The 23,187-nt window shown below is 71.9% G+C and carries 19 protein-coding genes; 4 read left to right on the top strand and 15 right to left on the bottom strand.

Annotated features, from left to right (window positions below; all coding sequences use genetic code 11):
- Positions 1 to 139: 139 nt before the first annotated feature.
- From ptsP to H180DRAFT_RS01850, 5 genes are all read right to left on the bottom strand, one after another.
- Positions 140 to 1,804: a phosphoenolpyruvate--protein phosphotransferase gene (ptsP, locus tag H180DRAFT_RS01870; RefSeq protein WP_055484156.1), complete on the bottom strand. Its 1,665-nt coding sequence runs from the start codon at positions 1,802 to 1,804 to the stop codon at positions 140 to 142.
- Between the two features lie 298 nt (positions 1,805 to 2,102).
- A complete protein-coding gene (locus H180DRAFT_RS01865; RefSeq protein ID WP_055484155.1) occupies positions 2,103 to 4,172 on the bottom strand; it encodes a PTS fructose transporter subunit IIABC in 2,070 nt (689 codons plus the stop codon).
- Between the two features lie 125 nt (positions 4,173 to 4,297).
- Positions 4,298 to 5,245 (bottom strand): 1-phosphofructokinase, encoded by a 948-nt coding sequence (gene pfkB, locus H180DRAFT_RS01860; protein WP_055484154.1) that lies wholly within the window; start codon positions 5,243 to 5,245, stop codon positions 4,298 to 4,300.
- A complete protein-coding gene (locus H180DRAFT_RS01855) occupies positions 5,242 to 6,003 on the bottom strand; it encodes a DeoR/GlpR family DNA-binding transcription regulator (RefSeq protein WP_055484153.1) in 762 nt (253 codons plus the stop codon). The genes pfkB and H180DRAFT_RS01855 overlap by 4 nt, the downstream gene beginning before the upstream one ends.
- 603 nt (positions 6,004 to 6,606) lie before the next feature.
- Positions 6,607 to 7,839: a YncE family protein gene (locus tag H180DRAFT_RS01850; protein WP_254665850.1), complete on the bottom strand. Its 1,233-nt coding sequence runs from the start codon at positions 7,837 to 7,839 to the stop codon at positions 6,607 to 6,609.
- A 450-nt stretch (positions 7,840 to 8,289) separates the two neighbouring features.
- Here H180DRAFT_RS01850 and H180DRAFT_RS01845 point away from each other — a divergent pair, with 450 nt between their 5' ends.
- A complete protein-coding gene (locus tag H180DRAFT_RS01845) occupies positions 8,290 to 8,928 on the top strand; it encodes a TetR/AcrR family transcriptional regulator (protein ID WP_055484151.1) in 639 nt (212 codons plus the stop codon).
- Positions 8,929 to 9,179: 251 nt separating this feature from the next.
- Positions 9,180 to 10,424: an FUSC family protein gene (locus H180DRAFT_RS01840; protein ID WP_055484150.1), complete on the top strand. Its 1,245-nt coding sequence runs from the start codon at positions 9,180 to 9,182 to the stop codon at positions 10,422 to 10,424.
- 136 nt (positions 10,425 to 10,560) lie between these two features.
- On the opposite strand, the gene H180DRAFT_RS01835 is transcribed toward H180DRAFT_RS01840, so the two are convergent.
- On the bottom strand, positions 10,561 to 12,705 hold the full coding sequence (locus H180DRAFT_RS01835; RefSeq protein WP_079099762.1) for an aconitate hydratase: 2,145 nt from the start codon (positions 12,703 to 12,705) through the stop codon (positions 10,561 to 10,563).
- A gap of 163 nt (positions 12,706 to 12,868) precedes the next feature.
- Complete coding sequence (locus H180DRAFT_RS01830; RefSeq protein ID WP_254665819.1) at positions 12,869 to 13,645, bottom strand: TetR/AcrR family transcriptional regulator; 777 nt, start codon at positions 13,643 to 13,645, stop codon at positions 12,869 to 12,871.
- A 173-nt stretch (positions 13,646 to 13,818) separates the two neighbouring features.
- On the opposite strand from H180DRAFT_RS01830, the gene H180DRAFT_RS01825 reads away from it, so the two are divergent.
- A complete protein-coding gene (locus tag H180DRAFT_RS01825) occupies positions 13,819 to 15,024 on the top strand; it encodes a cytochrome P450 (RefSeq protein ID WP_055484149.1) in 1,206 nt (401 codons plus the stop codon).
- A 53-nt stretch (positions 15,025 to 15,077) separates the two neighbouring features.
- Positions 15,078 to 15,275, top strand: a complete 198-nt coding sequence (locus H180DRAFT_RS01820) for a ferredoxin (RefSeq protein ID WP_055484148.1) — start codon at positions 15,078 to 15,080, stop codon at positions 15,273 to 15,275.
- Between the two features lie 66 nt (positions 15,276 to 15,341).
- Here H180DRAFT_RS01820 and H180DRAFT_RS01815 read toward each other — a convergent pair whose 3' ends face one another.
- The 8 genes from H180DRAFT_RS01815 to H180DRAFT_RS01775 all read right to left on the bottom strand — a co-directional run bounded on the left by H180DRAFT_RS01815 (position 15,342) and on the right by H180DRAFT_RS01775 (position 22,708).
- A complete protein-coding gene (locus H180DRAFT_RS01815) occupies positions 15,342 to 15,761 on the bottom strand; it encodes a PPOX class F420-dependent oxidoreductase (protein WP_055484147.1) in 420 nt (139 codons plus the stop codon).
- A gap of 151 nt (positions 15,762 to 15,912) precedes the next feature.
- A complete protein-coding gene (locus tag H180DRAFT_RS01810) occupies positions 15,913 to 17,124 on the bottom strand; it encodes a UbiA family prenyltransferase (RefSeq protein WP_107097545.1) in 1,212 nt (403 codons plus the stop codon).
- A 239-nt stretch (positions 17,125 to 17,363) separates the two neighbouring features.
- Entirely contained in the window at positions 17,364 to 18,620 is a 1,257-nt protein-coding gene (locus H180DRAFT_RS01800) for a cytochrome P450 family protein (protein ID WP_055484146.1), read from the bottom strand.
- Positions 18,617 to 19,834: a cytochrome P450 family protein gene (locus tag H180DRAFT_RS01795; RefSeq protein ID WP_055484469.1), complete on the bottom strand. Its 1,218-nt coding sequence runs from the start codon at positions 19,832 to 19,834 to the stop codon at positions 18,617 to 18,619. The genes H180DRAFT_RS01800 and H180DRAFT_RS01795 overlap by 4 nt, the downstream gene beginning before the upstream one ends.
- Positions 19,835 to 19,890: 56 nt before the next feature.
- Positions 19,891 to 20,499, bottom strand: coding sequence for a GTP-binding protein (locus tag H180DRAFT_RS01790; RefSeq protein WP_055484145.1), 609 nt, complete (start codon positions 20,497 to 20,499; stop codon positions 19,891 to 19,893).
- Entirely contained in the window at positions 20,471 to 20,806 is a 336-nt protein-coding gene (locus tag H180DRAFT_RS01785) for a DUF742 domain-containing protein (protein WP_079099761.1), read from the bottom strand. Before H180DRAFT_RS01785 ends, H180DRAFT_RS01790 begins: the two co-directional genes overlap by 29 nt.
- 37 nt (positions 20,807 to 20,843) lie before the next feature.
- Entirely contained in the window at positions 20,844 to 21,239 is a 396-nt protein-coding gene (locus tag H180DRAFT_RS01780; RefSeq protein ID WP_055484143.1) for a roadblock/LC7 domain-containing protein, read from the bottom strand.
- Positions 21,236 to 22,708: an ATP-binding protein gene (locus H180DRAFT_RS01775; protein WP_139151335.1), complete on the bottom strand. Its 1,473-nt coding sequence runs from the start codon at positions 22,706 to 22,708 to the stop codon at positions 21,236 to 21,238. Before H180DRAFT_RS01775 ends, H180DRAFT_RS01780 begins: the two co-directional genes overlap by 4 nt.
- Between the last annotated feature and the right edge of the window lie 479 nt (positions 22,709 to 23,187).

Genomic DNA, 23,187 nt, shown 5'->3' with positions numbered 1-23,187 from the left:
CGCCGCAGCCGGTGCACGGCCGCGCGCCCCGCGGACACGCCGCGCCCGTCCATCCGCCCGTCGCGCACCGGCCGTCGGACGGCGAGCGTGGCCCGGCGCCCGGCGTCCCGCGGCACGCGCCCCGCGGCACGCGCAGTCGCTACGAGGCGGTCTCCGCCAGCACCTTCGTGCGCGCGGTCGTGGCGTCGGGCGCTGCCAGGGCGATGCCGGCCAGGTGCCGGCAGTCCTCAAGCGTCCGCTCTGCCAGGGCCGTTCGCACGCCGCTCAGGCAACTCGGCGCCGCCGACAGGCTGGTCACCCCGAGACCGACGAGGACCACGGCCAACGCCGGGTCTGCGGCGGCCTCTCCGCACACGCCGACGGGCCGGTCTTGCCGCGCGCCCGCTTCGGCCGCCATGCGGATCAGGTCCAGCAGGGCCGGCTGCCACGGGTCGAGGAACTCGGCCAGGCCGCCGAGTGTCCGGTCGGCGGCGAACGCGTACTGCGCGAGGTCGTTGGTGCCGACGCTGAGGAAGTCGCAGACCCGCGCCAGCCCGTCGGCACGCAGCGCGGCCGCCGGCACCTCCACCATGGCTCCGGCCGACCGCAGGCCGTGAGCGCGTACCCGCTCGGCGAACTCCGCGGCTTCGCGGGGCACCGAGACCATGGGGGCCATCACCCACACCTCGGCACCGCTGCCCGCCGACGCGTCCGCTATGGCGGCGAGTTGGGTCTCCAGCAGTTCCGGGTCGCGGGTGGCGGTGCGCAGACCCCGTACGCCCAGCGCCGGGTTCTGCTCGTCCGCCGCGGTGGCGAACGGCAGTGGCTTGTCGGCGCCCGCATCCAGCGTGCGGACGACGACACGGCGTCCGGCGAAGGCGGTGAACACCTCCCGGTATGACGCGATCTGCTCCTCGGCCGAGGGGGCCCGGTCCCGGTCGAGGTAGAGGAACTCGGTGCGGAAGAGACCCACGCCCTCGCTGTCCGCCGCTGCCGCCGCCGCCAGTTCGTTCGACGCTCCGAGGTTGACCAGCAGCTTCACCGGGTGGCCGTCGGCCGTACGGCCCGGCCCGTGCAGCGACTCCGACCGGCGGCGGCGGTGCTCCTCGCGTTCGGCGGCCTCCGTCACGGCCTGCGGCGACGGATCGACGTGGATCGCCCCCGCCGTGCCGTCCACCAGAACGGAACTGCCGTCCGTGAGTGTGGCGGCGCTGTCACAGCCGACCACTGCGGGCAGGCCCAGGGTCTTGGCGAGGATGGCGGTGTGGCTCGTGGGCCCGCCCCGTTCGGTGACCAGGGCCAGCACCTGCGCGGGGTCGAGCAGTGCGGTGTCGGCGGGGGCGAGGTCCGCGGCGACCAGGACGTAGGGGTGCCCGGGGTCCGGCAGCCCCGGCATCGGCAGGTCCAGCAGCGAGGCCACGGAGCGGTCACGCAGATCGTCGAGATCGGCCACCCGCTCGGCGAAGTAGCCTCCCGCGTTCTGCAGCGCGGCGCGGAACTCGCCGAAGGCGTCGGTGATCGCGTGCGCCCCGTCGGAACCGGACCGTATCCGGGCCTCGACCTGGTCGCTCAGTGCGGGGTCGGCGACCATCAGTGCCTGCGCGGACAGCACATCGGCGGCCTCACCCGCGACGGCGGCGGCTCGCCGCTCCAGGTCTGCGGCGACCTGCCGCAGCGCGTCGCGGGCGGCGGCGACCTCGGCCGGCACGTCCGCCTCGGTGAGGGCGCGGGGCTCCGGCAGGGCGGGCGTCGGTGCCATGCGGGCGACCTCGCCGGCCGCGCTTCCCGCACTGACTCCGATCCCCGTCAACACGGCACTCGTCACGTCTGCTCCTCGGTGTCTTCGGTGCGGGCGGTGGCTTGTACGGGCGGCGGGCCGGTGCAGGCGCGCGGCCCGGTGCGCGTACGGGGGACTGCGGGCGGCAGAGCCATGTGGATTTCCTCCGGCATGGTTCGGAGAGGGAGTTGAGGGCGCGAGGAGCCCCGCGGGCCGGGGCCCCTCGCGAGTGGGTCGTTCAGGCCGGGCGTCCGGAACGGCGGCCCGGGCCGGCACCCGGAACGGGAACCGGGCCGGTTGCCGAGCCGGTTGCTGGGCCGCTTGCCGTTCCGGTTGCGGCCCGGACTCAGGCCGGGACCGACTCCCGGGATTCGCGGCCGGAGCCGGCCGGGGCCGCGGCGGACGGGCTCTCCGTCGCCGTACCGGTCGTGTTCCGGCGGCGCTTGAGGAGGATGACGAGTCCGCCGGTGACGCACGTGCCGGCCGCGACGGCCACCAGGTACAGCAGCGGCTGGCCGATCAGCGGCACGACGAAGACACCGCCGTGCGGCGCGCGCAGCGTGCTGCCGAACGCGGTGGTCAGCGCACCGGTGACGGCACCCCCCGCCATGGATGCGGGGATCACCCGAAGCGGGTCGGCGGCGGCGAACGGAATGGCACCCTCGCTGATGAAGGAAGCACCCAGCACCCAGGCGGCCTTGCCGTTCTCCCGTTCCGCCTTGGTGAACAGCTTCCCCCGCACCGTGGTCGCCAGGGCCATGCCGAGCGGCGGCACCATGCCCGCGGCCATCACGGCGGCCATCACCGTGAGGCTGCCGTCGGACGGGTTGGTCAGGCCGCCGACCGCGAAGGTGTAGGCGACCTTGTTGACCGGGCCGCCCAGGTCGAAGCACATCATCAGGCCGAGCAGCACGCCGAGCAGTACGGCGTTGCCGCCCGAGAGTCCGCCCAGCCAGTCGGTCATGCCCTTCTGTGCCGCGGCGATCGGCTTGCCGACGACGACGAACATCAGGAATCCGACGGCGAGGGACGAGAGCAGCGGGATCACGACCACCGGCATGATGCCCCGCAGCACCGGCGGGATGCTCAGCCGCTGAATCGCCATCACCACCGCACCGGCGATCAGGCCGGCGACCAGCCCGCCGAGGAATCCGGCGTTGATGGTCATGGCGATGGAGCCGCCGACGATGCCCGGAACCAGCCCGGGCCTGTCGACCATGCCGTACGCGATGTAACCGGCGAGGACCGGAATGAGGAACTCGAAGGCGGCGCCGCCGGTCTGGAAGAGCAGCGCGGCCCAGCTCGCCAACTCGGTCCACACGAAGTGCTCCCCGACCGACGGCGCCTTGTTGATCTCGTAGCCGCCGACGGCGAAGGCGATCGCCATCAGGAGGCCGCCCGCAGCGACGAACGGAACCATGTAACTCACGCCGGTCATCAGCCACTTGCGCAGCCGCGTGCCGAAGTGCTCCCCGGCGGTGTCCGGTTCGTCGGCGGCCGGCGCCTCCCCGGCGGGAGCGGAGACCTCGCCGCGCCGCGCCTTCTCCCGTACTTCGGCGACGAGTTCGGCGGGCCGGTTGACGGCGGCCTTCACACCGACGTCCACGACGGGCTTCCCGGCGAACCTTTCCTGCTCCCGCACTCCCACGTCGTGCGCGAGGATCACTCCGTCCGCTGCGGCGACGACGGCGGGGTCCAGGCGCGTGAACCCGCCGGAGCCCTGTGTCTCCACCACGACCTCAACGCCCTCGGCCTCACCGGCCTTCTGGAGGGCCTCGGCAGCCATGTAGGTGTGGGCGATCCCGGTGGGGCACGAGGTGACGGCGACGATGCGGAAGGGTTCCGGCGACTGCCCCGCCGGCTCGGACTTCGCCTCCGCCCCTGACCCTGGCGTGGGCGTGGGCGTGGGCGTGGGCGCGGGCGCGGGCGCGGGTGCGGACTCCGACGCCGGCGCGGACTCCGGGACCGGCGAGGGCTCCTCCCCGCGGAGCAGGGCGGCAACGGCGTCCGGGGACTGCTCGCCGCGCAGCGCGGTCGTGAACTCCGTGTCCGTGAGGCGGCGGGCCAGGCTCGACAGGATGGACAGGTGGTCGTTGTCGGCTCCGGCCGGGGCGGCTATCAGGAAGATCAGGTCGGCCGGACCGTCGTCCGCGCCGAAGTCGACGCCTCGCGCGCTGCGTCCGAAGACCAGCGCCGGTGCGGTGACGTGTTCGCTGCGGCAGTGGGGGATGCCGATGCCGCCTTCCAGACCGGTCGGCATCCGGTCCTCGCGTGCGGCGACGTCGGCGAGAAATCCGTCGAGGTCGGTGACGCGTCCGGCGGTCACCAGCCGCTCGGCCAGCGCGCGTACGGCTGTTTCCTTCGTCTCGGCGGACAGGTCGAGATCGACCAGCTCCGCGGTGATCAACTCACTCATCGCGCGGCTCTCCTTGCTGGGTGGCCGCCCTGCCGGACGGCGTCGGGGACGTGCGGGTTCGGGGGTTCACGTGGGTTTCGCGAGGGGGGTTCACGTGGGGGTTCACGGGGGTTTCGCGTGGGGGTTCAAGGCGCCGGCTCCGTGAGTGCACGGTCCAGCGGCAGGTCCTCGGTGACCGACACCGCGGACAGGTCGAGATCGGCCGGTGTGGGCATGGCGCTGCCGGGCAGCTGCACGGCGGCGGCGCCGTGCCCGACCGCCGCCGCCAGCGCGGCGGGGCCGGTGCCTCCGGCGGCCAGGAAGCCCGCCAGCGAGGCGTCGCCGGCGCCCACGTTGCTGCGGACGGCACCGACGGGCGCGCTGCCGAAGTACGTGCCGGACGCGTCGAGCAGGAGCTGCCCGTCCGCCCCGAGGCTGGCCAGGACAGCCTGGGCGCCGCGTGCGTGCAGCTCCTCGGCCGCCTTCACCGCGTCGCCGAGCGTGGCCAGGGGACGCCCGACGGCCTCGGCGAGTTCCCCGGTGTTCGGCTTCACCACGTCCGGACGTTCGGTGAGCGCGGCGGCCAGGGCCGCACCGGAGGTGTCGAGGGCGATCCGCGCTCCCACGCGGTGGATTCGGGCGACGAGTTCGGCGTACCAGTTGGGCGGCAGCCCGCGCGGCAGGCTTCCGCAGCAGGCGATCCAGTCGGGGTCCGCCGACAGCGCGCGCACCGCCTCCAGCAGCGCCTCCGCCTCGGCCTCGGAGATCTCGGGGCCGGCCGCGTTGACCTTGGTCAGGGTGCCGTCGGCTTCGACGAGCGTGGCGTTGACCCGCGTCGAGCCGGTCAGGGGGACGCCGGAGACCTCGATGCCCAGGCCGCCGAGCAGCTGCGCGAGCAGCGCGCCTTCCGGGCCGCCCAGCGGCAGGACCGCGACGGTGCGGTGACCGGCGGCGGCCACGGCACGGGAGACGTTGACGCCCTTGCCGCCGGGGTCGACCCGGTCGGTGACCGCCCGCAGGACGGTGCCGCGGTCCAGCGACGGCAGTTCGTAGGTGCGGTCCAGGCTCGGGTTCGGGGTGACGGTGAGGATCATGCGCGCACCACTTCCGGGCCCTGCTCCTCGATGGAGCGTGCGTCGTCGGGGTCGAGCCCGGTGTCCGTGATGAGCAGGTCGACGTGGCTGAGGTCGCCGAAGCGGCCGAAGTACTCCTTGCCGAACTTGCCGGAGTCGGCGAGGAGCACGACCCGGCGGGCGGCCGCCATCATGGCCTGCTTGACGGCGGCCTCGGCCAGGTCGGGGGTGGTGAGGCCGCCCCCGATGGAGAAGCCGTTGGCCGCGAGGAAGACGACGTCGGCGTTGATCTCGCCGTAGGCGCGCAGCGCCCAGGCGTCGACCGCGGCACGTGTGCGGTGCCGCACGCGTCCGCCGACGAGGTGGAGCGCGATTCCCGGGTGGTCGGCGAGGCGCGCGGCCACAGGCAGGGCGTGGGTGACGACGGTGACCGTGGAATCGACGGGGACGGCGGCGGCGAGACGGGCCGACGTGGTGCCCGCGTCGATGATCACGCTGCGGTCGGGGGGCAGTTCGGCCAGGGCGGCCTGGGCGATGCGGTCCTTCTCCTCCGCCGCGACGGTGTCCCGCTCGGACAGGTCGAGTTCGAAGTCGAGCCGTCCGGCGGGGATGGCGCCGCCGTGCACCCGGTGCACCAGCCCGGCCCTGCCCAGGGCCTTCAGATCGCGCCGGACCGTCTCGGCCGTGACCCCGAACTCATCGGCGAGGGACAGCACGTCGACCCGACCGCCCTCCCGGGCCAGCCGCAGGATCTCCTGTTGGCGCTCCGCTGCGTACATGTGGATTTACGTCCGTTCCGTGCCCGACCTTGTTGCTTTCGGGGCACAGTACGCGGGAGTCGCCAGGCCGTAAACATGTCCGGGCAAAAAAGTGGGCATGAACGGACGCGCACGCTTGTGTGGGCACCGGAGCTGTGTGCTCGTTCGCGCCGCCCCGCCCGGGGCAGCCGGGACTTGGGGCACCGGCCTCCGCCGACGTGGGCGCCGGGCCCGGCGGGCGGCGCCGCGGCGAGGCCGTGGAGCGGGAAGTGCGGCGGCCGGGCCCGCGGCAGGGGTGCCTCACTCCAACCGGCCGCCGCTTGCGGACCGTTGGGGAGCAGGCGAAGACCGGTCGGCGGCGGGCGCCTTGCCTGTGCCGAGGCGCGGCGGGACCCCGGCGGACGCGTCCGGCTCACATGCCCGCTCCCATGCCGGTTCACGTGTCCGCCGGGGGCGGGACCGCTGCGTCAGTGCCGTCGGGTCCGTATCCGTGCCGCCCGACGGCAAGGGCACGGAGCCGCCCGACGGCAAGGCACAGAAACGGGCACGTGCCCTGGCCTCAGCGGCCTGACCGGCGTGCGCCCGCCGTCCGCGTCCACCCGTGCGTGGCGCGGACGGCGGTGCTCACCGGCGGGCGGCCGTGCCGGTCCCGGCCGGAGCGGTCCAGTCGTCCGGCACGTGGGCGACGCGGACGCGCTGGGGGTGGTCCCCGACGGGAACCGACGCCGTCTTCTCCCCGGTGGCGAAGTCGATGGCGGTGACCCGGTCGCTTCCGCTCTCGGAGATGACGCAGGACTTGCCGTCGCCGCTGACCGTCGCCCAGTACGGCTTGGAGGCGGGCACCAGCGGCCCTTCCTGCAAGGTGTCACGGTCGACGACGGTCACGTAGTCGTCCATGGTCCCCGCGACGCAGAGCTTGCCGCCGTCGGGGCTCATCGACATTCCGTGGTGGCGGGAGTCGTTGACCCAGGTGGTGCGGTCCTCGCTGGTGCCGGGGTTCTTGGGGAGCGTCTTCACGCGGGTGATCTTGTCGTCGGCGACGTCGTACTCGAGGAAGCCGTTGAAGAAGGAGACCTGGAAGTAGAGCGTGGACTCGTCGGGCGTGAAGGCCACGGGCCGCACGGCGTCGGAGAGGTCCTCGCGGCCGAAGGCGTCGAGCCTGTCGCGCATGTCGATGACCTTGACCTCCTTGAAGGTCTCCGCGTCGACGACGGTGATCCTGCGGTCGCCCTTCGTCCAGTCCAGCCAGGGGTCGTCGGCGGCGGTGTTGACCTCGCCGATCGACATGTTCCACAAGTACTCGCCGCCGTCGGTGAAGACGTTCTCGTGCGGCTTGTCGCCGGCCTTGAACGAGCCCGCCTCCTCCCCCGTTCCGATGTCGAGGACGTGGACGGTGTTGGAGGTGGACGCGGAGACGGCGACGCGCTTGCCGTCCGGCGAGACGGCCATGTGGTCGGAGCGGTAACCGGAGACGGGGAAGCGCCAGTTGATCTTCCCGGTCGCCACGTCGACGGAGACGACGTCGGCGAAGCTCGGACGCGAGACGACCATGGCCTTCCCGTCGGGCGTGGAGTACATGTCGTCGACGAACTGGTCGTGCCCCTCGCCCGGCCCGTTGCGGATGCCCAGGAAGTAGGCGAGCTTGACCGGGTTGGTGTAGATCTCGGCCAGGCGCTCCTGCTTGTCGGGGATGACGTTGATGCGGCCGAGCTTCTCGAAGCCGCCGCTGGACCTGATCACGTCGGCGGTGCCGTCCCAGTTGTTGCCGACGAACATCACCTCCTGGAGGCCCGCGGCCTTCTCGCCGCCCTGCGCCTTCCCGCTCTCCGGGCCGGGTGCGGGTGCGGCGGCGGCCATGCCCGTCGTGGAGGCAACGGCCACGAGCGCCGTGGCGAAGGCGAGCGGCAGCAGGCGCCGGCGAGGGCGGGTGCGCGGGAGCGGGCGGCCGGGCGAGTCCGCGTCGGCCTTCGTCCTGGGTCCGGGCATGGCACTCCTTGGCGTAGCGTCTCGGCGCCCGCCGGGCCTGAGGCCGTACGCGAGCGTGAGGATGCCTGGCTCTCCCCGCAGGGATCGGCGGGGCTCTGCGGGGAGAGCAGGCAGCTCGGGTGGCTTCCGCTGCGAGCGTGACTCGACGTCACATGTCGTCCGACCAGGCACTTCTCATGAGGCATGCCGGGCGGCACAATGTGAAAAGCCCTCTGTTCACATTGGGTACTACCGAAGGTAACGACGGCCTCCGGGTTCTTCAACCCCCCTGCGGGAAGACGACCGCCGGAAGGCGAGCGAGAGAGCGGGCGAAGGAGAGTGGTGGAGCAACGGCTCAGGCGGCCGACCGGCCGTTACGCGGGCAAGGCGGCGAGCGAGCGGCAGGCGGAGCGGCGCCGGAGATTCCTCGACGCGGCGCTCGAGCTCTTCGGGGCCTCCCCCGGCTACCGGTCGACGACCGTCACGGCGCTCTGCGAGGCGGCCGGGCTGTCGACCCGTCAGTTCTACGAGGAGTTCCGCACCCTCGAAGACGTGCTCGCCGTCCTGCACCTCCAGGTCAACGACTGGGCCGAGGCCGCGGTCCTCGACGCTCTCGAGAGGACCGGGGACCTGCCCTTCGCGGAACGCTACGGCTTCGTCTTCCGTGCGTACGCGGCGAACCTCGCCTCGGACCCGCGCCGCATACGGATCGCCTTCACCGAGATCGTGGGCATCAGCCCGCGCATCGACGAGCAGCGGCTCTCGCGGCGCGCCCGCTGGGTCGAGCTGATCCGGGCCGAGGCGGCATCCGCTGCGGCGCGCGGCGAGGCCGCCGACCGCGACTACCGCCTCACCGCCGCCGCCTTCATCGGCAGCGTCAACGGCCTCGTGCACGACTGGTCCGCGGGCTGGGTCGACGCGACCCTCGACGAGGTCGTGGACGAACTCGTGCGTCAGCTCCTCGCGCTGCTGCGACCGTGAGCCGGGCCCCCATCCGGCGACGGCATCCGCGGCGCACCACCGGGGGCCGCACCCGGAGGGCCACAGCCCAGGCGCACCACCGGAGGGCCGCGGCCGGGGCGGGCCGGTCCGTCCACCGCCCGGCGGTCGGGCGTCCGCGCCGCCCGTGACGCTCCTGCGGCACGGCCCCGCGCGACCTGCCGCGAAGCCCACTCGGGTGGCAGGCGCCGCCCGCACGCCCGCTTCCGCGCAGGAGCGGGAAAGGCCACCGCGTGCCGGCTGTCCCCGAATCCCTCACCGACCTGGCAGGGCTCCGCAACGCACCCGCGGTCGCCCAGACTCTGCGGTCGACGGCAGCGGCCGTGCTCAGCTACCTGGCGGCCCTCTGGCTCACCAACGCCCAGGTGCCGCTGCTGGCCCCGCTGACCACGCTCCTCGTCGTCCAGGTCACCCTCTACGCCACCCTCACCCGGGGCATCCGCCGGGTGAACGCCGTGGTGGCGGGGGTGCTGGTCGCCGTCGCCTTCAGCAATCTGGTCGGGCTGAGCTGGTGGTCGCTGGGAATCCTGATCCTCGCCTCGCTGACGGTCGGACACCTCGTACGCGTCAACGAGTTCGTGCCGGAAGTCGCCATCAGCGCCATGCTCGTCCTGGGTGTGAGCGTCACGCGGGTCGCCGCGACGGCCCTGGACCGTGTGGTGGAGACCCTCATCGGCGCCATGGTGGGTCTGCTGTTCAACGTGGTCTTCGTACCGCCGGTGTGGACGCAGACGGCGAGCGAGGCCATCGAGGAACTGGCCGGACGCCTGCGTCGTCTGCTCCGCCGCATGGGCGAGGAACTCGGCCGCCACACCCCGGTGGAGGACGCCGCGGAACAACTCAGGGAAGCGCGCCGCCTCGACCACGACGTCGTGCAGGTCGACGCCTCGCTGGCGCAGGCCGAGGAGAGCCTGAAGCTCAACCCGCGCGTGAAGGAGGCGCTGCTCTCCCGAGTGGTGCTGCGGACCGGTCTCGACACCCTGGAGATCTGCGCCGTGGTGCTGCGCGTCACCGCCCGGACCCTGACCGACCTCGCCGCGAGCCGGCAGCACGAGCCGCTCTTCCCGCCGCAGGAGGCCGAGGCGCTGGAGGAGTTGTTCGCCCATCTGGCCGCCGCGGTCAAGGCGTTCGCCGTCCTCATCACCAGTGACGTCACCGCGGACGCGGAGACGGCCGAGGCCCGGCTGCTGGAGGAACTCTCCGCGGCCCGCGAGGCCCGTGACCGCGTGGCGGACCTGCTGCTCACCGGCGTCCGGAACCACCCGCGCCAGTGGCAGCTGCACGGCGCCCTGCTCGCCGAGATCGACAGGCTGCTCGACGAACTCGACGTGGAGAAGCGTTCGGTGCGGCTCGCGGAGGAGCTCGACCGCTACACGCGCGAGATGGTCGACCGGCACCCGCGGCTGACGAAGGCCGCCGAGCGGCTCCGCCTCCCCGTCCCGGGCAGATCGCGCAAGCACCGCGGTGCAGCGCGCTGATCCCCCTCACCCGAACGTCCGGACAGCCGGGGCCCGGACAGGCGTGGCCGGACCGGGGCCGACGGGCGCCGGGGGAACAGGGAGGGGCCGGGCGAAACACCCAAGGCCCGCCGGAACCGGTGAACCGACCCGCCCGCTACCGGCCGGTGCCGACCGTGTCCGCCCCCGCAGTGTCCGACTCCGCAGTGTCCGCCGTGTGCGCCGACTCCGCCCCGCTCGCCGACTCCGCCGCGCTCACCATGTGCGCCGACTCCGCCGTGCTCGCCGCCAGGGCCGGAATGACGCCGCCCGCCCGTACGACGTCCCGCTGCCGGGCGGAGAGACGGTGCCTCACCGCATACGCCTCGTCGCGGGTGACGTTCCGCAGGCGCAACGTTCCGCCTGTCACGTCCGCATCCTCCCCGAGGGCGTCGCGCAGGCCGTCGAGGCGCAGCACGTCACCGCTGCTGATGCGCTCGCCGTCGCCGCAGTCCTCGAACTCCAGCGGCAGCACACCGAAGTTGACGAGGTTCTGCCAGTGGATGCGCGCGAAGGACTTGGCCACGACGGCACGCAGCCCCAGATGGCGCGGCGTGATCGCGGCATGCTCCCGCGAGGAACCCTGACCGTAGTTGTCACCGCCGACGACGAAGTGCCCGTTGCCGCTCTCCTGCCCGGCCGCCTCGGCAGCCCTGCGCGGATAGTCTGGGTCGAGGCGGGCGAAGGTGAACTCGGCGAGCTTCGGGATGTCCGACCGGTACGGCAGCGCCCGGGCGCCGGCCGGTGAGATCTCGTCCGTGGAGACGTCGTCGCCCGCCTTCAGCAGCACCGGACCCTCCAAGGTCTCGGGCAGCGGGTCGAATTCGGGCAGCGCGGAGACGTTCGGTCCGCGTTCGAGTTCCACGGGGGCCGCGTCGTCGACGGGAAGGGGCGCCTCCAGCAGCTGCCTGTTCACGGCGGCCGGCTCCGGCAGTTCGATGCGCGGCGCCGCCATCCCGGCGTCGGCGGCCCAGTCGCGCGGGTCGGTGATGACGCCGGTCAGCGCGGAGGCGACGGCGGTCTCCGGGGAGCACAGCCACACGGAGTCCTCCTCCGCCCCGGAACGCCCGGGGAAGTTGCGCGGAAACGTGCGCAGCGAGTTGCTTCCCACGGCCGGCGCCCGGCCCATGCCGGTGCAGCCGAGGCAGCCGCTCTGGTGCAGCCGGGCACCGGCGGAGACGAGGTCGAGGGTGCCTCCGGAACGGGTGAGGTCCTGGAGGATCTCGCGCGACGTGGGGTTGACGTCGAGACTCACGCCCTCGGCGGTTCGGCGCCCCGCGACCATGGCGGCGGAAACGGCGAAGTCCCGCAGCCCGGGATTGGCGCAGGAGCCGATCACGGCCTGGTCGACGGGCCGGCCCGCGACCTCGCGCACGGATACCACGCTGCCCGGCGAGGAGGGCCGGGCTATGAGGGGTTCGAGGGACGAGAGGTCGATCTCCTCGTCGAGGTCGTAGACGGCGCCGGGCTCCGCGGCGAGCGGGACGAAGTCCTCCTCGCGGCCCTGGGACCGCAGGAAGTCCCGCACGGCGTCGTCGGAGGGGAAGACGCTCGCGGTGGCGCCCAGTTCGGCGCCCATGCCGGCGATGACGTGCCGGTCCATCGCGCTCAGGGAGGCCAGGCCCGGGCCGTGGTATTCGAGGACGCGGTTGACGGCGCCCTTGACTCCGTGGCGGCGCAGCAGCTCCAGGATGACGTCCTTCGCACTCACCCACGGCGGCAGCTCTCCCGTCAGGCGGACGCCCCAGATCCGGGGCATCCGCACGTACAGGGGGCGGCCTGCCATGGCCAGCGCCACCTCCAGCCCGCCGACCCCGATGGCCAGCATGCCGAGCGAACCGGCCGCACACGTATGGGAGTCGGAGCCCGCGAGGGTCTTGCCGGGAACGCCGAAGCGCTGCATGTGGGTGGGGTGCGAGACGCCGTTGCCGGGCTTGGAGTACCAGAGGCCGAAGCGGCGGGCGGCGGAACGCAGGAACGCGTGGTCCTCGGCGTTGCGCCCGTCGGTCCGGAGGATGTCGTGGTCCACGTACTGGACGCTGACCTCGGTGCGGACGCGGTCCAGGCCGAGCGATTCCAGCTCCTGCATCACCAGCGTCCCGGTGGCGTCCTGGGTGAGGGTCTGGTCGATGCGCAGACCGATCTCCTCGCCGGGCCGCGCCTCGCCTTCGGCCAGGTGGCCGTCGATGAGGCGCTGCGTCACGGTTCCCCGGGCGGCGCGGCCCGTGACCGTCGTGAGCGCCTCCTCGTCCGCGCCGGCCATGGCGGGGCTCCCTCCTGCTGTGGTGTGCTCCGGTGCTCGCCTTCGGCTACCCGGCGGGAGGGTGTTGTACGTGCGGGGGAATCACGGAGTCCGGAACCGGCACCCGAGAACCCTCCGGAGGGCAGCGGCACCAGCGGGTCCACAGGGGTTCGTCAGGGGTTCGTCAGGGGCGGAGGTCGCGTTTGTGCTGTTCGTCGAAGTCGCCCACGGACAGCGGCCCTCCGGGCAGGGAGGTGTTGCCCGGGCGGGCCCGCAGACCGTCGAGCATGAGCCCCATGGCCCGTTCCGCGGCGGCACCGGCCGAGCCGTCGGGCGGGTCGGGAGCGCGGCGCAGCAGGAGCGAGAGCAGGGCGGCGACGTCGCCGGTGCCGATGTCGCCGCGCAGCGTCCCCTCCTCCTGGGCCGCCTTCACCACCCGGTCGAGGACGCCGAGCAGCTCGTCGCGGAACCGGCCCGTACCGGGGTCGTCCCGGACGGTGTCGCGTACCAGCCGGGAGTGGACGGCGAGCTGGACGCTCAGCTGAAGCTCCTGGGAGCTGCACAGCATCCGTACGAGTGCCTCCCACGCGCCCGGCTCCTCGGCGACCGCCGCGCGGGACTCCTCCAGCACGCGGGCGAAGGTGTCCCGGGCGACCGCGCGGATCAGGGCCTCCCGGTCGGGGAAACGCCGGTAGAGCGTGGCGACTCCGACGGAGGCCCGGCGGGCGACGTCCTCCATCGGTACGTCGGGCCCGCGGAGGGCGAACATCTCCTTGGCGGCCGCGAGGATCTTCCGCCGGTTGCGCAGCGCGTCCGCCCTCAGGGGCGTTCCGGTGCCGGTGCCGGAGCCGGAGCCGCTTCCGGTCGCCGAAGCGGACGCGGTGCCGGACTCCACGGACGCCGCTTCCCTCCCCGAGCAGGACGGCATGCCCGTCACGGCATCGGTCACCGAGTCCGTCACGGACCGGGAGCTTGCGCTGGAGCTGGAGCCGGCCGCCATGTCCCCGCCTTTCCACGGAAGTTGGCCGATTCTTTCACCTGGTTATGTGGACGAAAATCATCCACATAACTACCGTGAAACGGCGCGCTGTTGAAGATCCGCCACGTGAAGTCCATGTCCCTGATTGGGGTTCCATGACGAGCGATCAGCCCACGGTGACGCTCCCCGTCCCGCGTACGTGCCCGTTCTCACCGCCCGCGGAGTACGAGCGGATGCGCGAGAGAGAACCGGTCTCCCGCGTCGCCCTGCCCGGCGGCCGCACCGCCTGGGCGCTGACCCGGCACGAGGACGTCCGGGCTATGCTCGCCGACCCGCGCTTCAGCTCCGACCGCACCCGGCCCGGCTTCCCCGTCCTCGTCGAGGGGCAGCAGCAACTGGCCGCACGGTTCCGGCTGTCGCTGATCTCGATGGACCCGCCCGAACACGGGCAGGCCCGCCGGGCGGTGGTCGGCGAGTTCACCGTCAAGCGGATGGCGGCGCTGCGGCCGCGCATCCAGCAGATCGTGGACGAGCACGTGGACGCCCTGCTGGCCGGCCCCCGTCCGGCCGACCTCGTCCGCGCGCTGTCGCTGCCGGTCCCGTCCCTGGTCATCTGCGAGCTGCTGGGAGTTCCGTACGCCGACCACGAGTTCTTCCAGTCACGCTCGGCGCGGCTGCTGCGCCGGACCGAGCCGATGGCCGGGCGCGAGCAGGCCCGCGACGAACTCCGCACGTACCTCGACGAGTTGATCACGGCGAAGGAGCAGGACCCCACCGACGACCTGCTCGGCAGGCAGGTGCTCAAACAGCGGGAGACGGGCAGGGGCGACCACGCGGACCTGGTGAGTCTCGCCGTGCTGCTGCTCATCGCGGGACACGAGACGACGGCGAACATGATCTCGCTGGGCACGCTCGCCCTCCTGGAAAACCCCGGCGAGCGGGCACGGCTCGGCGAGGACCCGGACGCGGTAGCGGACGCCGTCGAGGAACTGCTGCGCTACTTCAGCATCGTCGACGCCGTCACCTCCCGGGTGGCCACCGAGGACGCCGAGATCGGCGGAGTGCTCATCAGGGCCGGTGAGGGCGTGCTCGGGCTCGGCAGCTCCGCGAACCACGACCCCGCCGTCTTCGCCCGCCCCGGCGAACTCGACGTCGGGCGCGGAGACCGGCACCACGTGGCCTTCGGGTACGGCGCCCATCAGTGCCTCGGCCAGAACCTGGCACGGATGGAGCTGCAGCTCGTCTACGAGACCCTGTTCCGGCGCGTTCCGGGACTGCGCCTCGCAGTGCCCGTGGACGAACTGCCCTTCAAGGACGACAGCACCGTCTACGGACTCCACGAACTGCCGGTCACCTGGTAGCGCTTGCAGCGCCCGCCGCAGGACCCGGAGACGGCACAGGAGAAGGAGGAACGATGCGCATCGTCGCGGACACCACGCTTTGCGTCGGCGCAGGCCAGTGCGTGCTCAGCGCGCCCTCGGTGTTCGACCAGGACGAGGAGGACGGCACCGTCCTCGTCCTGGCCGAACGGCCCGCGGAGGCCGCACTGGACGACGTGCGGGAAGCGGTCGGAACATGCCCCAGCCAGGCGCTCTCCCTCACTGAGGAGTGACCGCTCTCCCTCACGGAGGAGTGACGGGGAGCGGGGCGGTCGTGCCCGGGCCGTGGACGCGGTCCGTCAACCCGCCTGGCTGCTGTCCTTCAGTGAGCCCCAGCCGTGCCACCGGTCGATCCCGATCCACGCACTGACCCTGCCGCGGTCGCGCCGCGGATACTGCTTGCCCAGATAGTGGTTCGCGAGCCGGTCGATGTCGGTCAGGCCCTCGTCGTCACGGAACTCGGTGACCCGGCCGATGAGACTCACGTGGGTGTACCAGTTGCCCTCGTCGAGGACGGTGAGGGTGACGCGGGGGTCGTTGCGCATGTGTGCCAGCCGCTTGCGGCCCTCGTCCATGTTGACCAGAACCCGGCCCTGCTCCCACAGGTACCAGGTGGCCGTGGACACCGGCTGGCCGTCGGACCGCAGCGTCGTGATGACGGCCGGGTTGGCCTTCTCCAGCACGGCCACGGCCTCGTCGGGAAGCGGCGGTTTCGACATGGTCGGACTCCTCGGCTCTCGTGTCTGCTGCTGCGTTCGCGTTGTGACGCGTAGCCGCGTACCCGGAGGCACGGCCGCCTACCCGGAGGCACCGCCCCGCCCCGGAGGCCCGCCTCCCGGGCACGGGCACGGGCACGGGCACGGCGAGTGTTCACAGCAGTACGACGGCGGTGGCGAGGACGAAGGTGTACCACCACTCCACGAACCGCTGCGTGCGGTGGTCCTGCGCGGGTGTGCGCAGCAGCAGGACGCGTGCGGCGAGCAGCAGGCTCAGGCCGGCCAGTGCCGCGTCGATGGCGGCCGTCCACCAGTGGAACCCGGCGGGCTCCACCATCACGAAGTGCGTGACGGGAAGCAGCACCACGAAGCTGCCGGCGAAGTAGACGCGGCAGGGAAGGTCGCCGAGGACGACGGGCATCGTGCGCCGTCCCAGGGTCAGGTCGCCCTCCACGTCCCGCAGATCCTGGACGCCGATGATCAGGAACGTCATCGCGGCCATGGTGAGGACCCAGTGCCACACGGGTGTCGTGAGAGGCGTGACCATCTGCCAGGCGGGGGCGAGCTGGGAGACGACGCCGAGGGCGATCAGCAGGTTCTTGGCGAACCAGTGCCGGTGGCCTCCCCACGCGTAGTGGAGCATGAACAGCAGCTGCCACAGCAGGGCCCACTCCACCACGCCCAGGAGCAGTCCGACGGCGGGGAAGAGCACGTGGACGGCGGCCAGACGGCGCTTCGCCCCGAGCATGCTGCTCTCCCCGGTGACCAGGGGACGGAAGGGCTTGTTGAGCCTGTCCTCCGCCACGCCGGTGATCTGGTTGATGAGGCTCGACCCGTAGATGAAGAGCCAGAAGTACAGCACCGCCCCCGCCACGGTGACGGCGGCGGCGAACGGCCCGAGCCCCGCGTTCCGTACGGCGGCGACGACGAAGCAGGACGCGGGTACGACGGTGGACCACAGGTCGTTGCTGTTGAAGCGGTAGCTGATGAGGATCTCGCGCCACAGGTGGGCGGGCAGCCGGCCCAGCGCCGCCACGACGCCCTGCAAGTCCCGCAGGACCCGCAGGTCCCGCAGGCCCCCGGGTAACGCGTGGCCCGCCGGTTTCTCCCCTGCCGGCTCCTCGCCCGCCGGGGTTCCGTTCCCGGTCCCGGTCCCGGTCCCGGTTCCGGCCCGGGCCCGGCGCGAGGACGGGGGACGGGGCCGCGTCCGGGTCGACGCCCCGGTCGACGCCCGGGTCGACGCCCGGGTCTTCGGACCGCTCTCGGTCCTGGTGATGCGCGGGGCTCCGGCGCGAGCCGCCGGGCGCCCGCCCGGCACGCCTGTGGGGGATGCCTCCGCGTCCGGGTACTCCTGTCCGTCGAGCATGGTCGTCGCGCCTTCCGTGAAGAACCTCGGTGGTGCTTCTGGCAGCTGCTGCGTGCGGACGTGCGAGTTCGGTCCGTACGTGGGCAGACGCGCGACGTGCCCCTGCTCCCCCTCCCCGTACGGTCCGGGCCGGCCGGAGCGCGGCCCATGGTCGATTCCCCCCGGCCGGGGCCGCGGGAGGGACGGCGCGGCTCACCGCCCGCCGCCCCCGCCGCTGCCGGAGACCGGCCGGAGAGGGGCTAACCCGCCGGCCGGCCGAGCCGTACGGGCAGCGTGGTGACGCTGTTGGAGAACATCGAGGGCACCGGGTCGAGGGTCCCCGGCACCGCTCCGAGGATCATGTCCGGGAAGCGCGTGAAGAGTTCACGCAGCGCGATGGTCGCCTCCAGCCGCGCGAGGGGTGCACCGAGACAGGCGTGCACGCCGTGCCCGAACGAGAGGTGCCGTGCCTGCTCGCGGCTGATGTCGAAGGTGTCCGCGTCGGGGCCGTGCTGCTGCGGGTCCCTGCCGACCGCGCTGTACGGGGCCATGATCGGCTCGCCCGCCGGGATGGTGACACCGGCGATCTCGATGTCCTCCGTCGAGTACCGGAAGGGGAAGTTGCCGATGGGCGCCTCCCACCGCAGCGTCTCCTCGACGACCGCGGGCCACATGTCCTCCTCGCCCTTGGTGAGGGCCAGTTGGTCCGGGTGCGTCAGCAGGGCGCGCACGGCGTTGACGATCAGGCTGAGCGTGGTCTCGTGCCCGGCCGAGAGCATCACGAGGAGCGTGCCGACGAGTTCCTCCTGCGTCAGCGCGTCCGGCTCGGCCTCCCGGGCGGAGATGAGGGCGCTGGTCAGGTCGTCCCCCCGTTCACTGCCGCGCAGTTCGACGACGCGGGCCAGCAGCTGGTAGACGGCGATCTGGTTCGCGCCGACGACCTCCGGGGACAGGTCGGAGCGGAAGATCTTGTCCACCGCCTCGCGCAGCTCCGGCCGTTCGTGGTCCGGGATGCCGAAGAGATCGCTGATGACCTGCATGGGCACCGGGTAGGCATAGTGCTTGCGCAAGTCGACGGTGCCGTCGGGGTCCGCGTGCGACGGCAGCGCCTGCAGGAGGTTCTCGACGATCTCGGAGGTGCGGGGCCGCAGTTCCTCCACGCGTCGTGCCGTGAAGGTCTGGCTGACGAGCTTGCGCAGCCGGCGGTGCTCGGCACCGTCCGCCGTCACCATGTTGGTGACCTTGACCATGCCGATCAGCGGCCAGTCGTCGGGGATCTCGCCCCGCTGCATGGCGCCCCAGTTGTGCCAGTCCTTGGAGATGCGCGGGTCCATCACCAGGTCGTTGAGAAGGCTGTGGCGCGTGACGCTCCACGCCTCCACGTCCCCCGGCAGTTTCACGCGCACCACCGGGCCGAGCCCGCGCAGTCTCGCGGCCTCCCCCTGGTGGTCGCGGCCGTGGGGATCGAGTTCCAGGACGGGTACGCCCGATGCGGATGCTGCCTGGTCGGCCGTCATACGGTCTCTCCAATGGGACGGGCGGCGGATGCCGGCGCGGTGCGGATCTCGTGGGGTACGGCGAAAGCGACGGGCAGTCGGGTCGGGCAGCGGGTCCACGGCGACGGGTTCCAGGTGACCTCGCCGGGTGTGACGGTCAGCCGCAGGCCGGGCAGCAGGTGCAGCGCGGTGTCCACGGCGGTACGGGTGATCACGCGTGAGGTGTCCTGCGCGGGACACATGTGCGGTCCGGCCGAATAGGCCACGTGAGCACGGTTGCTGGCCGGACGCTGTCCGCCCGGCGCGAGAGCCGGGTCCGAATTCGCGGCGGAGAGCCCGAGGATGAGCACGTCGCCGTGGCGGATGAGCTGGCCGCCCAGTTCGATGTCGCGCAGCGCGTAGCGCGCGGGCATGTGCGTCATGGGCGGTTCGCGCCACAACACCTCGTCGAGGGCGTCGTCCACGCCGAGCTGGCCGCTGCGCAGACGGTCGTCGAACGAGGTGTCCGTGATCATCCGGTAGAGGGTGTGCGCGATCCAGCAGGTCGTGGTCTCGTTCCCGGCGGAGATCATCACCACCATGGACTGGAGGACTTCGGGATCGTCCTGAAGGTTCGGGTGGTTCATCAGGGCGGTCGTCAGATCGTCGGTCGGGTTCTGCTGCCGCTCACGCAGGGTGTCGAAGAGGATCTGCTCGAAGCTGCGGTTGCCGACCTGGGAGTCGGTCTGGCTGCTGAACAGCGCGATCAGGGCGGCGCGCAGCTCGTGGCCCTGGCGGGTGTCGAGCCCGAAGAGTCTCGCGACGGCCAGCATCGGCACGTACGCCGCGTAGTCCGCGACCAGGTCGGCCTTCCCGAACCGGGCGAAGGTGTTGATGAGTTCCTTGCAGATGCCCTGCACCTGGCGGCGCAGCGCGCGGTGGTTGATGCGTCCGACTCCGTCGTCCAGGGGCTGGCGCAGGCGCCGGTGCTCCTGCTGGTCGGCGCCGATGACGTTGGGCCGGTAGGCCATCATCGGCAGCAGCCCCGAGTCCGGCGAGACGATGCCGTCGTTGAGGTCCCGCCAGTTGCGCGCGTCACGCGAGAAGAGCGCCTCGCGTTCGGTGATGATGCGCAGCTGTTCGAGACCCATCACGAGCCACCCGGGCACTCCGGGCTCCAGCTCGACGGGGGCCACCGGGCCGTGCTGGAGGCGGAGTTGGTGGTAGATGCGGTGCGGGTCTCTGGACTGGGTGATGTCCGTGAGGGAGACGAGCGTCCCGGAGTCGAGGGGACGCGTCGGTGCCGGTGTGGTCACGCAACCTTCTCCTGAGCTTTGATGCGGGCGGCGTACTCGACGAGGGAGATCAGTGCCTGCGTCGAGGAATGACGGTCGCGGGCGTCGACGTGGACGAGCGGGGTCTCCGGAAGCAGGTCGAGCGCCTCGCGCAGATCCGCCTCGCTGTAGTGGGCCGAATCCGGGAACTGGTTGATGGCGACGGCGAACGGGAGGCTGCGCACGTCGAGTTGGTCGAGAATCTCGAAGCTGTCCTCGATCCTTCTCGTGTCGACGAGCACCAGCAGCCCGATCGACCCGATGACCAGCCCCTCCCACAGGTCCCAGAAGCGGCGCTGGCCCGGCGTGCCGAAGAGGTAGAGCACCATCCGGGAGCTGAGCGTGATGCGCCCGAAGTCCATGGCAACGGTCGTCGCGGTCTTCCCCGACAGTCCGGTGAGGTCGTCCACGCCGGTGCTGGCCTGGGTGATGGTCTCCTCGGTGCGCAGCGGATCGATCTCGCTGACGCTCCCCACGAGCGTCGTCTTGCCCACCCCGAAGGAGCCGACGACGAGGATCTTCAGCGCCTGGTCGACTGTGGGTGCCAGGTAGCGCCTCTCAGGCGCTGAGTTGTCTGCGGAGTCCATCCAGTACCTCTTGGAGTATGTGCACGTCGGGAAGCTGCGCCTTGGGGACCTGAGAGCGAGTGGTCAGGTAGCCGGCGTCGATCAGGTCGCAGGCGAGGATCGTGACGACGCTGACCGACAGCCCCAGGTGCGCCGCGGACTCCGCCACGGAGATCCTGTTGCGGCACATCTGCCACAGCATCCGTTCCTGCCGGCTGGCGGTCACCGGGAGTTCGGTGCCGTCGGGGTCGACGGACTCCAGCAGCGTCTCGACCGCCAGCCGTTGACGAGGGCGAGCGCGCCCGCCGGTCAGCACGTAGGGGCGCACAGGTCCCCTTCTCGGTCCTCTCGGTCGGGTCACGTCGCTAGTGCCTCCTCGGCGGGCTGCCCTGGTGGTCGCCGAACCGCTGCACCTGGAGCACCATCTGGGAGGCGATCACTCCCGGGTCGACCTTGTTGCTGGTGATCACCGCGAGACGCGACCCGTCCCCTGCTCCGCGCAGGAAGAGGAAGCCGCCTTTCCACTCGACCATGTGCTGTTTCAGTCCGCCTTCGCCGAAACGCCCCGCCAGGCTCACGCCCAGCGACTGGAGCCCGGCCGCCGCCGCGGCGAGCGTGTCGGCCTCGTCGACGCCGAGATCGTTCGTACGGGCGCGGACCAGCCCGTCGGCGCTGAGGACCACCGCGTGCTGCACGCCGGGGACGTCAGCTACGTCACTGAGCATCCAGGACTGGTCGTGCGCGGCTGCTTCGTGACTCATCGGTGGTCGTCCCCCTGGGGCGAATCGGTTTCATCATCGGTCGAAGAGGTCCGGCCTCCCAGCACGAAGGAGCTCATGAAGGAAGCGGCGGCTTCCGGGTCCTCGTCGCCGCCGACACTGGTCTGTTCCGTCTCGACGGGAGCGGCGGGGCGTGAATTGCGCGGCGAGCGCCTGCGCGGCAGGCCCACGGCGGGAGCCTCCGGACCCGAGGGGGCCTCGGAGCTCTCGGTCCGCTCCCGGGCGAACGCGGAAGCGGGCTCGGTAGCGGGCTCGCCAGCAGGCTCGCCAGCGGGCGCCGGCGTGCGGACCGGCGCGGCCTCCTGCACACGGGGGCGCACCGGGAGGGGGTTCTCCCTCCGCTCGGCATGCCGGGTCTGCTCCGCCTCCGGTTCTTCGGCCTCCCGGCCGGCGGTGCCTTCGGGCACGGGCATCGTGTACACCGGGTCGATCGCTTCGAGGAGGTCCATGGGCACGAGTACGACGGCGCGGATGCCTCCGTACGGTGAACGCCCCAGGCTCACCCTGATCTTGAGCCGGCGTGCGATGTTGCCGACCACCGCCAGGCCCACCTGCGGGGTCTGGAGGTCGCGGATGCTCACGTCGCGCGGGCCGGCGACGAGTTCGAGGGCCTTCTGGAGACGGGCCTCCGTCATGCCCGTACCGCGGTCGTCGATCTGGATGACGGCTCCGGACGGGACGGCCTCCAGCTGCGCTGTGACCTCCTTGCTGCTGGGGCTGTAGGTCGTCGCGTTCCCCAGGATCTCCGCGACGAGGTGGATGAGCCATTCGGCCGCGAAGTCCTTGACGCCCAGGTCGGGATCGCCGCCGATGACCACACGCTGGTAGTCGGTGATCTGGCCGCCGGCGGCGCGGACGATGTCCGTGAGAGGGACCGTCTCCTGCCACTGCTGCCCGGTCCACGAACCGCCGAGAATGCGCAGGCTCTGCGCGTGGTGGGCGAAGGTCGTCGCCAAGTGGTCGATCTCGATGCCGAGTTCGGGCAGTCCGGGTTCCGGCCGGTCGATCAGCGCGCCGGCCTTCTCCTGGATCTGGAGGCCGCCGGTCTGGAGCCGCTGGGCGAGGAAGACGATCGCGTGCTCGCAGGCGTCCTGGATGTCGACGAGTTCCTCGTCGACCTCGTCGAGCGCGCCGCTGAGCAGCTTCGCCGTCTGAGGGCTCAGGTTGGGGAGGGGGGAGTCGGGCTTGCGCCGCTCCGTCAGCACGACGTGCAGATCGCGGCACCACGTCTCGAGGGACTCGTGGAAGGCTTCGAACTGGGACTGCGACCAGGTCTGCCACTGTTCCGTCAGGCGCGCCCTCTCCGATCCGACCTGGAGGTCGGCGGCGCGCTGTGCCTGCTCGGCCTGCTCCGTGCAGCGGTCGGCGTGGCGTATGTCCTCACGGTGCATCCGCCAGAGATGCGGCAGGCACGCCAGAAGTCCCACGGCCGCGACGGATCCGCTCGCCATCACCGCGGGGGACCGCGTCCACCAGCCGGCCATCTGCGCGATGACCGCGACAGCAGCGAACAATAGCGCGGCCGGCCACACGGTCTGGCGTCTGAACCCTGTCCGGCCTGTTAAAGATTCAGTACTCAATAGGTTGACCGCAACTTTCAGTTATCGATGACAAGTGGAGCGGGCTGACGCGGCGTCAGTGTAGATGCCGTCACCCTGAGTGGGAAGCTCGGGCAGAGCGAAGTTGAGAGCCTGTTTCAAACGCCGCCGCAACGCCCGTCGGCACTCATTCATCACGCCTGTGACTTGGCATTTCCCCGGGGACGGAAGCCGGTCGATTCCGTTGCTCCGTCAAACGGAGTCACAGGCGCGGCAGTCGGCGCAGGGCCGGTTCCACGCCCCGCACTTCTCCCCCCCCATTCCTTTCACCGCTGGTGAGCGGAACGCACAGGTGACACCGGGCAATGCCTCAGTGGACGGGCGTCACGGCG

The sequence above is a fragment of the Streptomyces sp. WMMB 322 genome, from assembly GCF_900090145.1.
In the GTDB taxonomy this organism is placed as follows: Bacteria; Actinomycetota; Actinomycetes; order Streptomycetales; family Streptomycetaceae; genus Streptomyces.
The sequence above is the reverse complement of the archived record's forward strand: the minus strand, read 5'-3'. Positions and strand labels throughout refer to the sequence as shown.

Bases quoted from the DNA above. Each gene is read 5' to 3' on its own strand.
- H180DRAFT_RS01865 (WP_055484155.1), bottom strand. From the start codon at position 4,172: ATGAGTGAGTTGATCACCGCGGAGCTGGTCGATCTCGACCTGTCCGCC.
- pfkB (WP_055484154.1), bottom strand. From the start codon at position 5,245: ATGATCCTCACCGTCACCCCGAACCCGAGCCTGGACCGCACCTACGAA.
- H180DRAFT_RS01855 (WP_055484153.1), bottom strand. From the start codon at position 6,003: ATGTACGCAGCGGAGCGCCAACAGGAGATCCTGCGGCTGGCCCGGGAG.
- H180DRAFT_RS01850 (WP_254665850.1), bottom strand. From the start codon at position 7,839: ATGGCCGCCGCCGCACCCGCACCCGGCCCGGAGAGCGGGAAGGCGCAG.
- H180DRAFT_RS01835 (WP_079099762.1), bottom strand. From the start codon at position 12,705: ATGGCCGGCGCGGACGAGGAGGCGCTCACGACGGTCACGGGCCGCGCC.
- H180DRAFT_RS01825 (WP_055484149.1), top strand. From the start codon at position 13,819: ATGACGAGCGATCAGCCCACGGTGACGCTCCCCGTCCCGCGTACGTGC.
- H180DRAFT_RS01820 (WP_055484148.1), top strand. From the start codon at position 15,078: ATGCGCATCGTCGCGGACACCACGCTTTGCGTCGGCGCAGGCCAGTGC.
- H180DRAFT_RS01815 (WP_055484147.1), bottom strand. From the start codon at position 15,761: ATGTCGAAACCGCCGCTTCCCGACGAGGCCGTGGCCGTGCTGGAGAAG.
- H180DRAFT_RS01810 (WP_107097545.1), bottom strand. From the start codon at position 17,124: ATGCTCGACGGACAGGAGTACCCGGACGCGGAGGCATCCCCCACAGGC.
- H180DRAFT_RS01800 (WP_055484146.1), bottom strand. From the start codon at position 18,620: ATGACGGCCGACCAGGCAGCATCCGCATCGGGCGTACCCGTCCTGGAA.
- H180DRAFT_RS01790 (WP_055484145.1), bottom strand. From the start codon at position 20,499: ATGGACTCCGCAGACAACTCAGCGCCTGAGAGGCGCTACCTGGCACCC.
- H180DRAFT_RS01780 (WP_055484143.1), bottom strand. From the start codon at position 21,239: ATGAGTCACGAAGCAGCCGCGCACGACCAGTCCTGGATGCTCAGTGAC.
- H180DRAFT_RS01775 (WP_139151335.1), bottom strand. From the start codon at position 22,708: ATGGCGAGCGGATCCGTCGCGGCCGTGGGACTTCTGGCGTGCCTGCCG.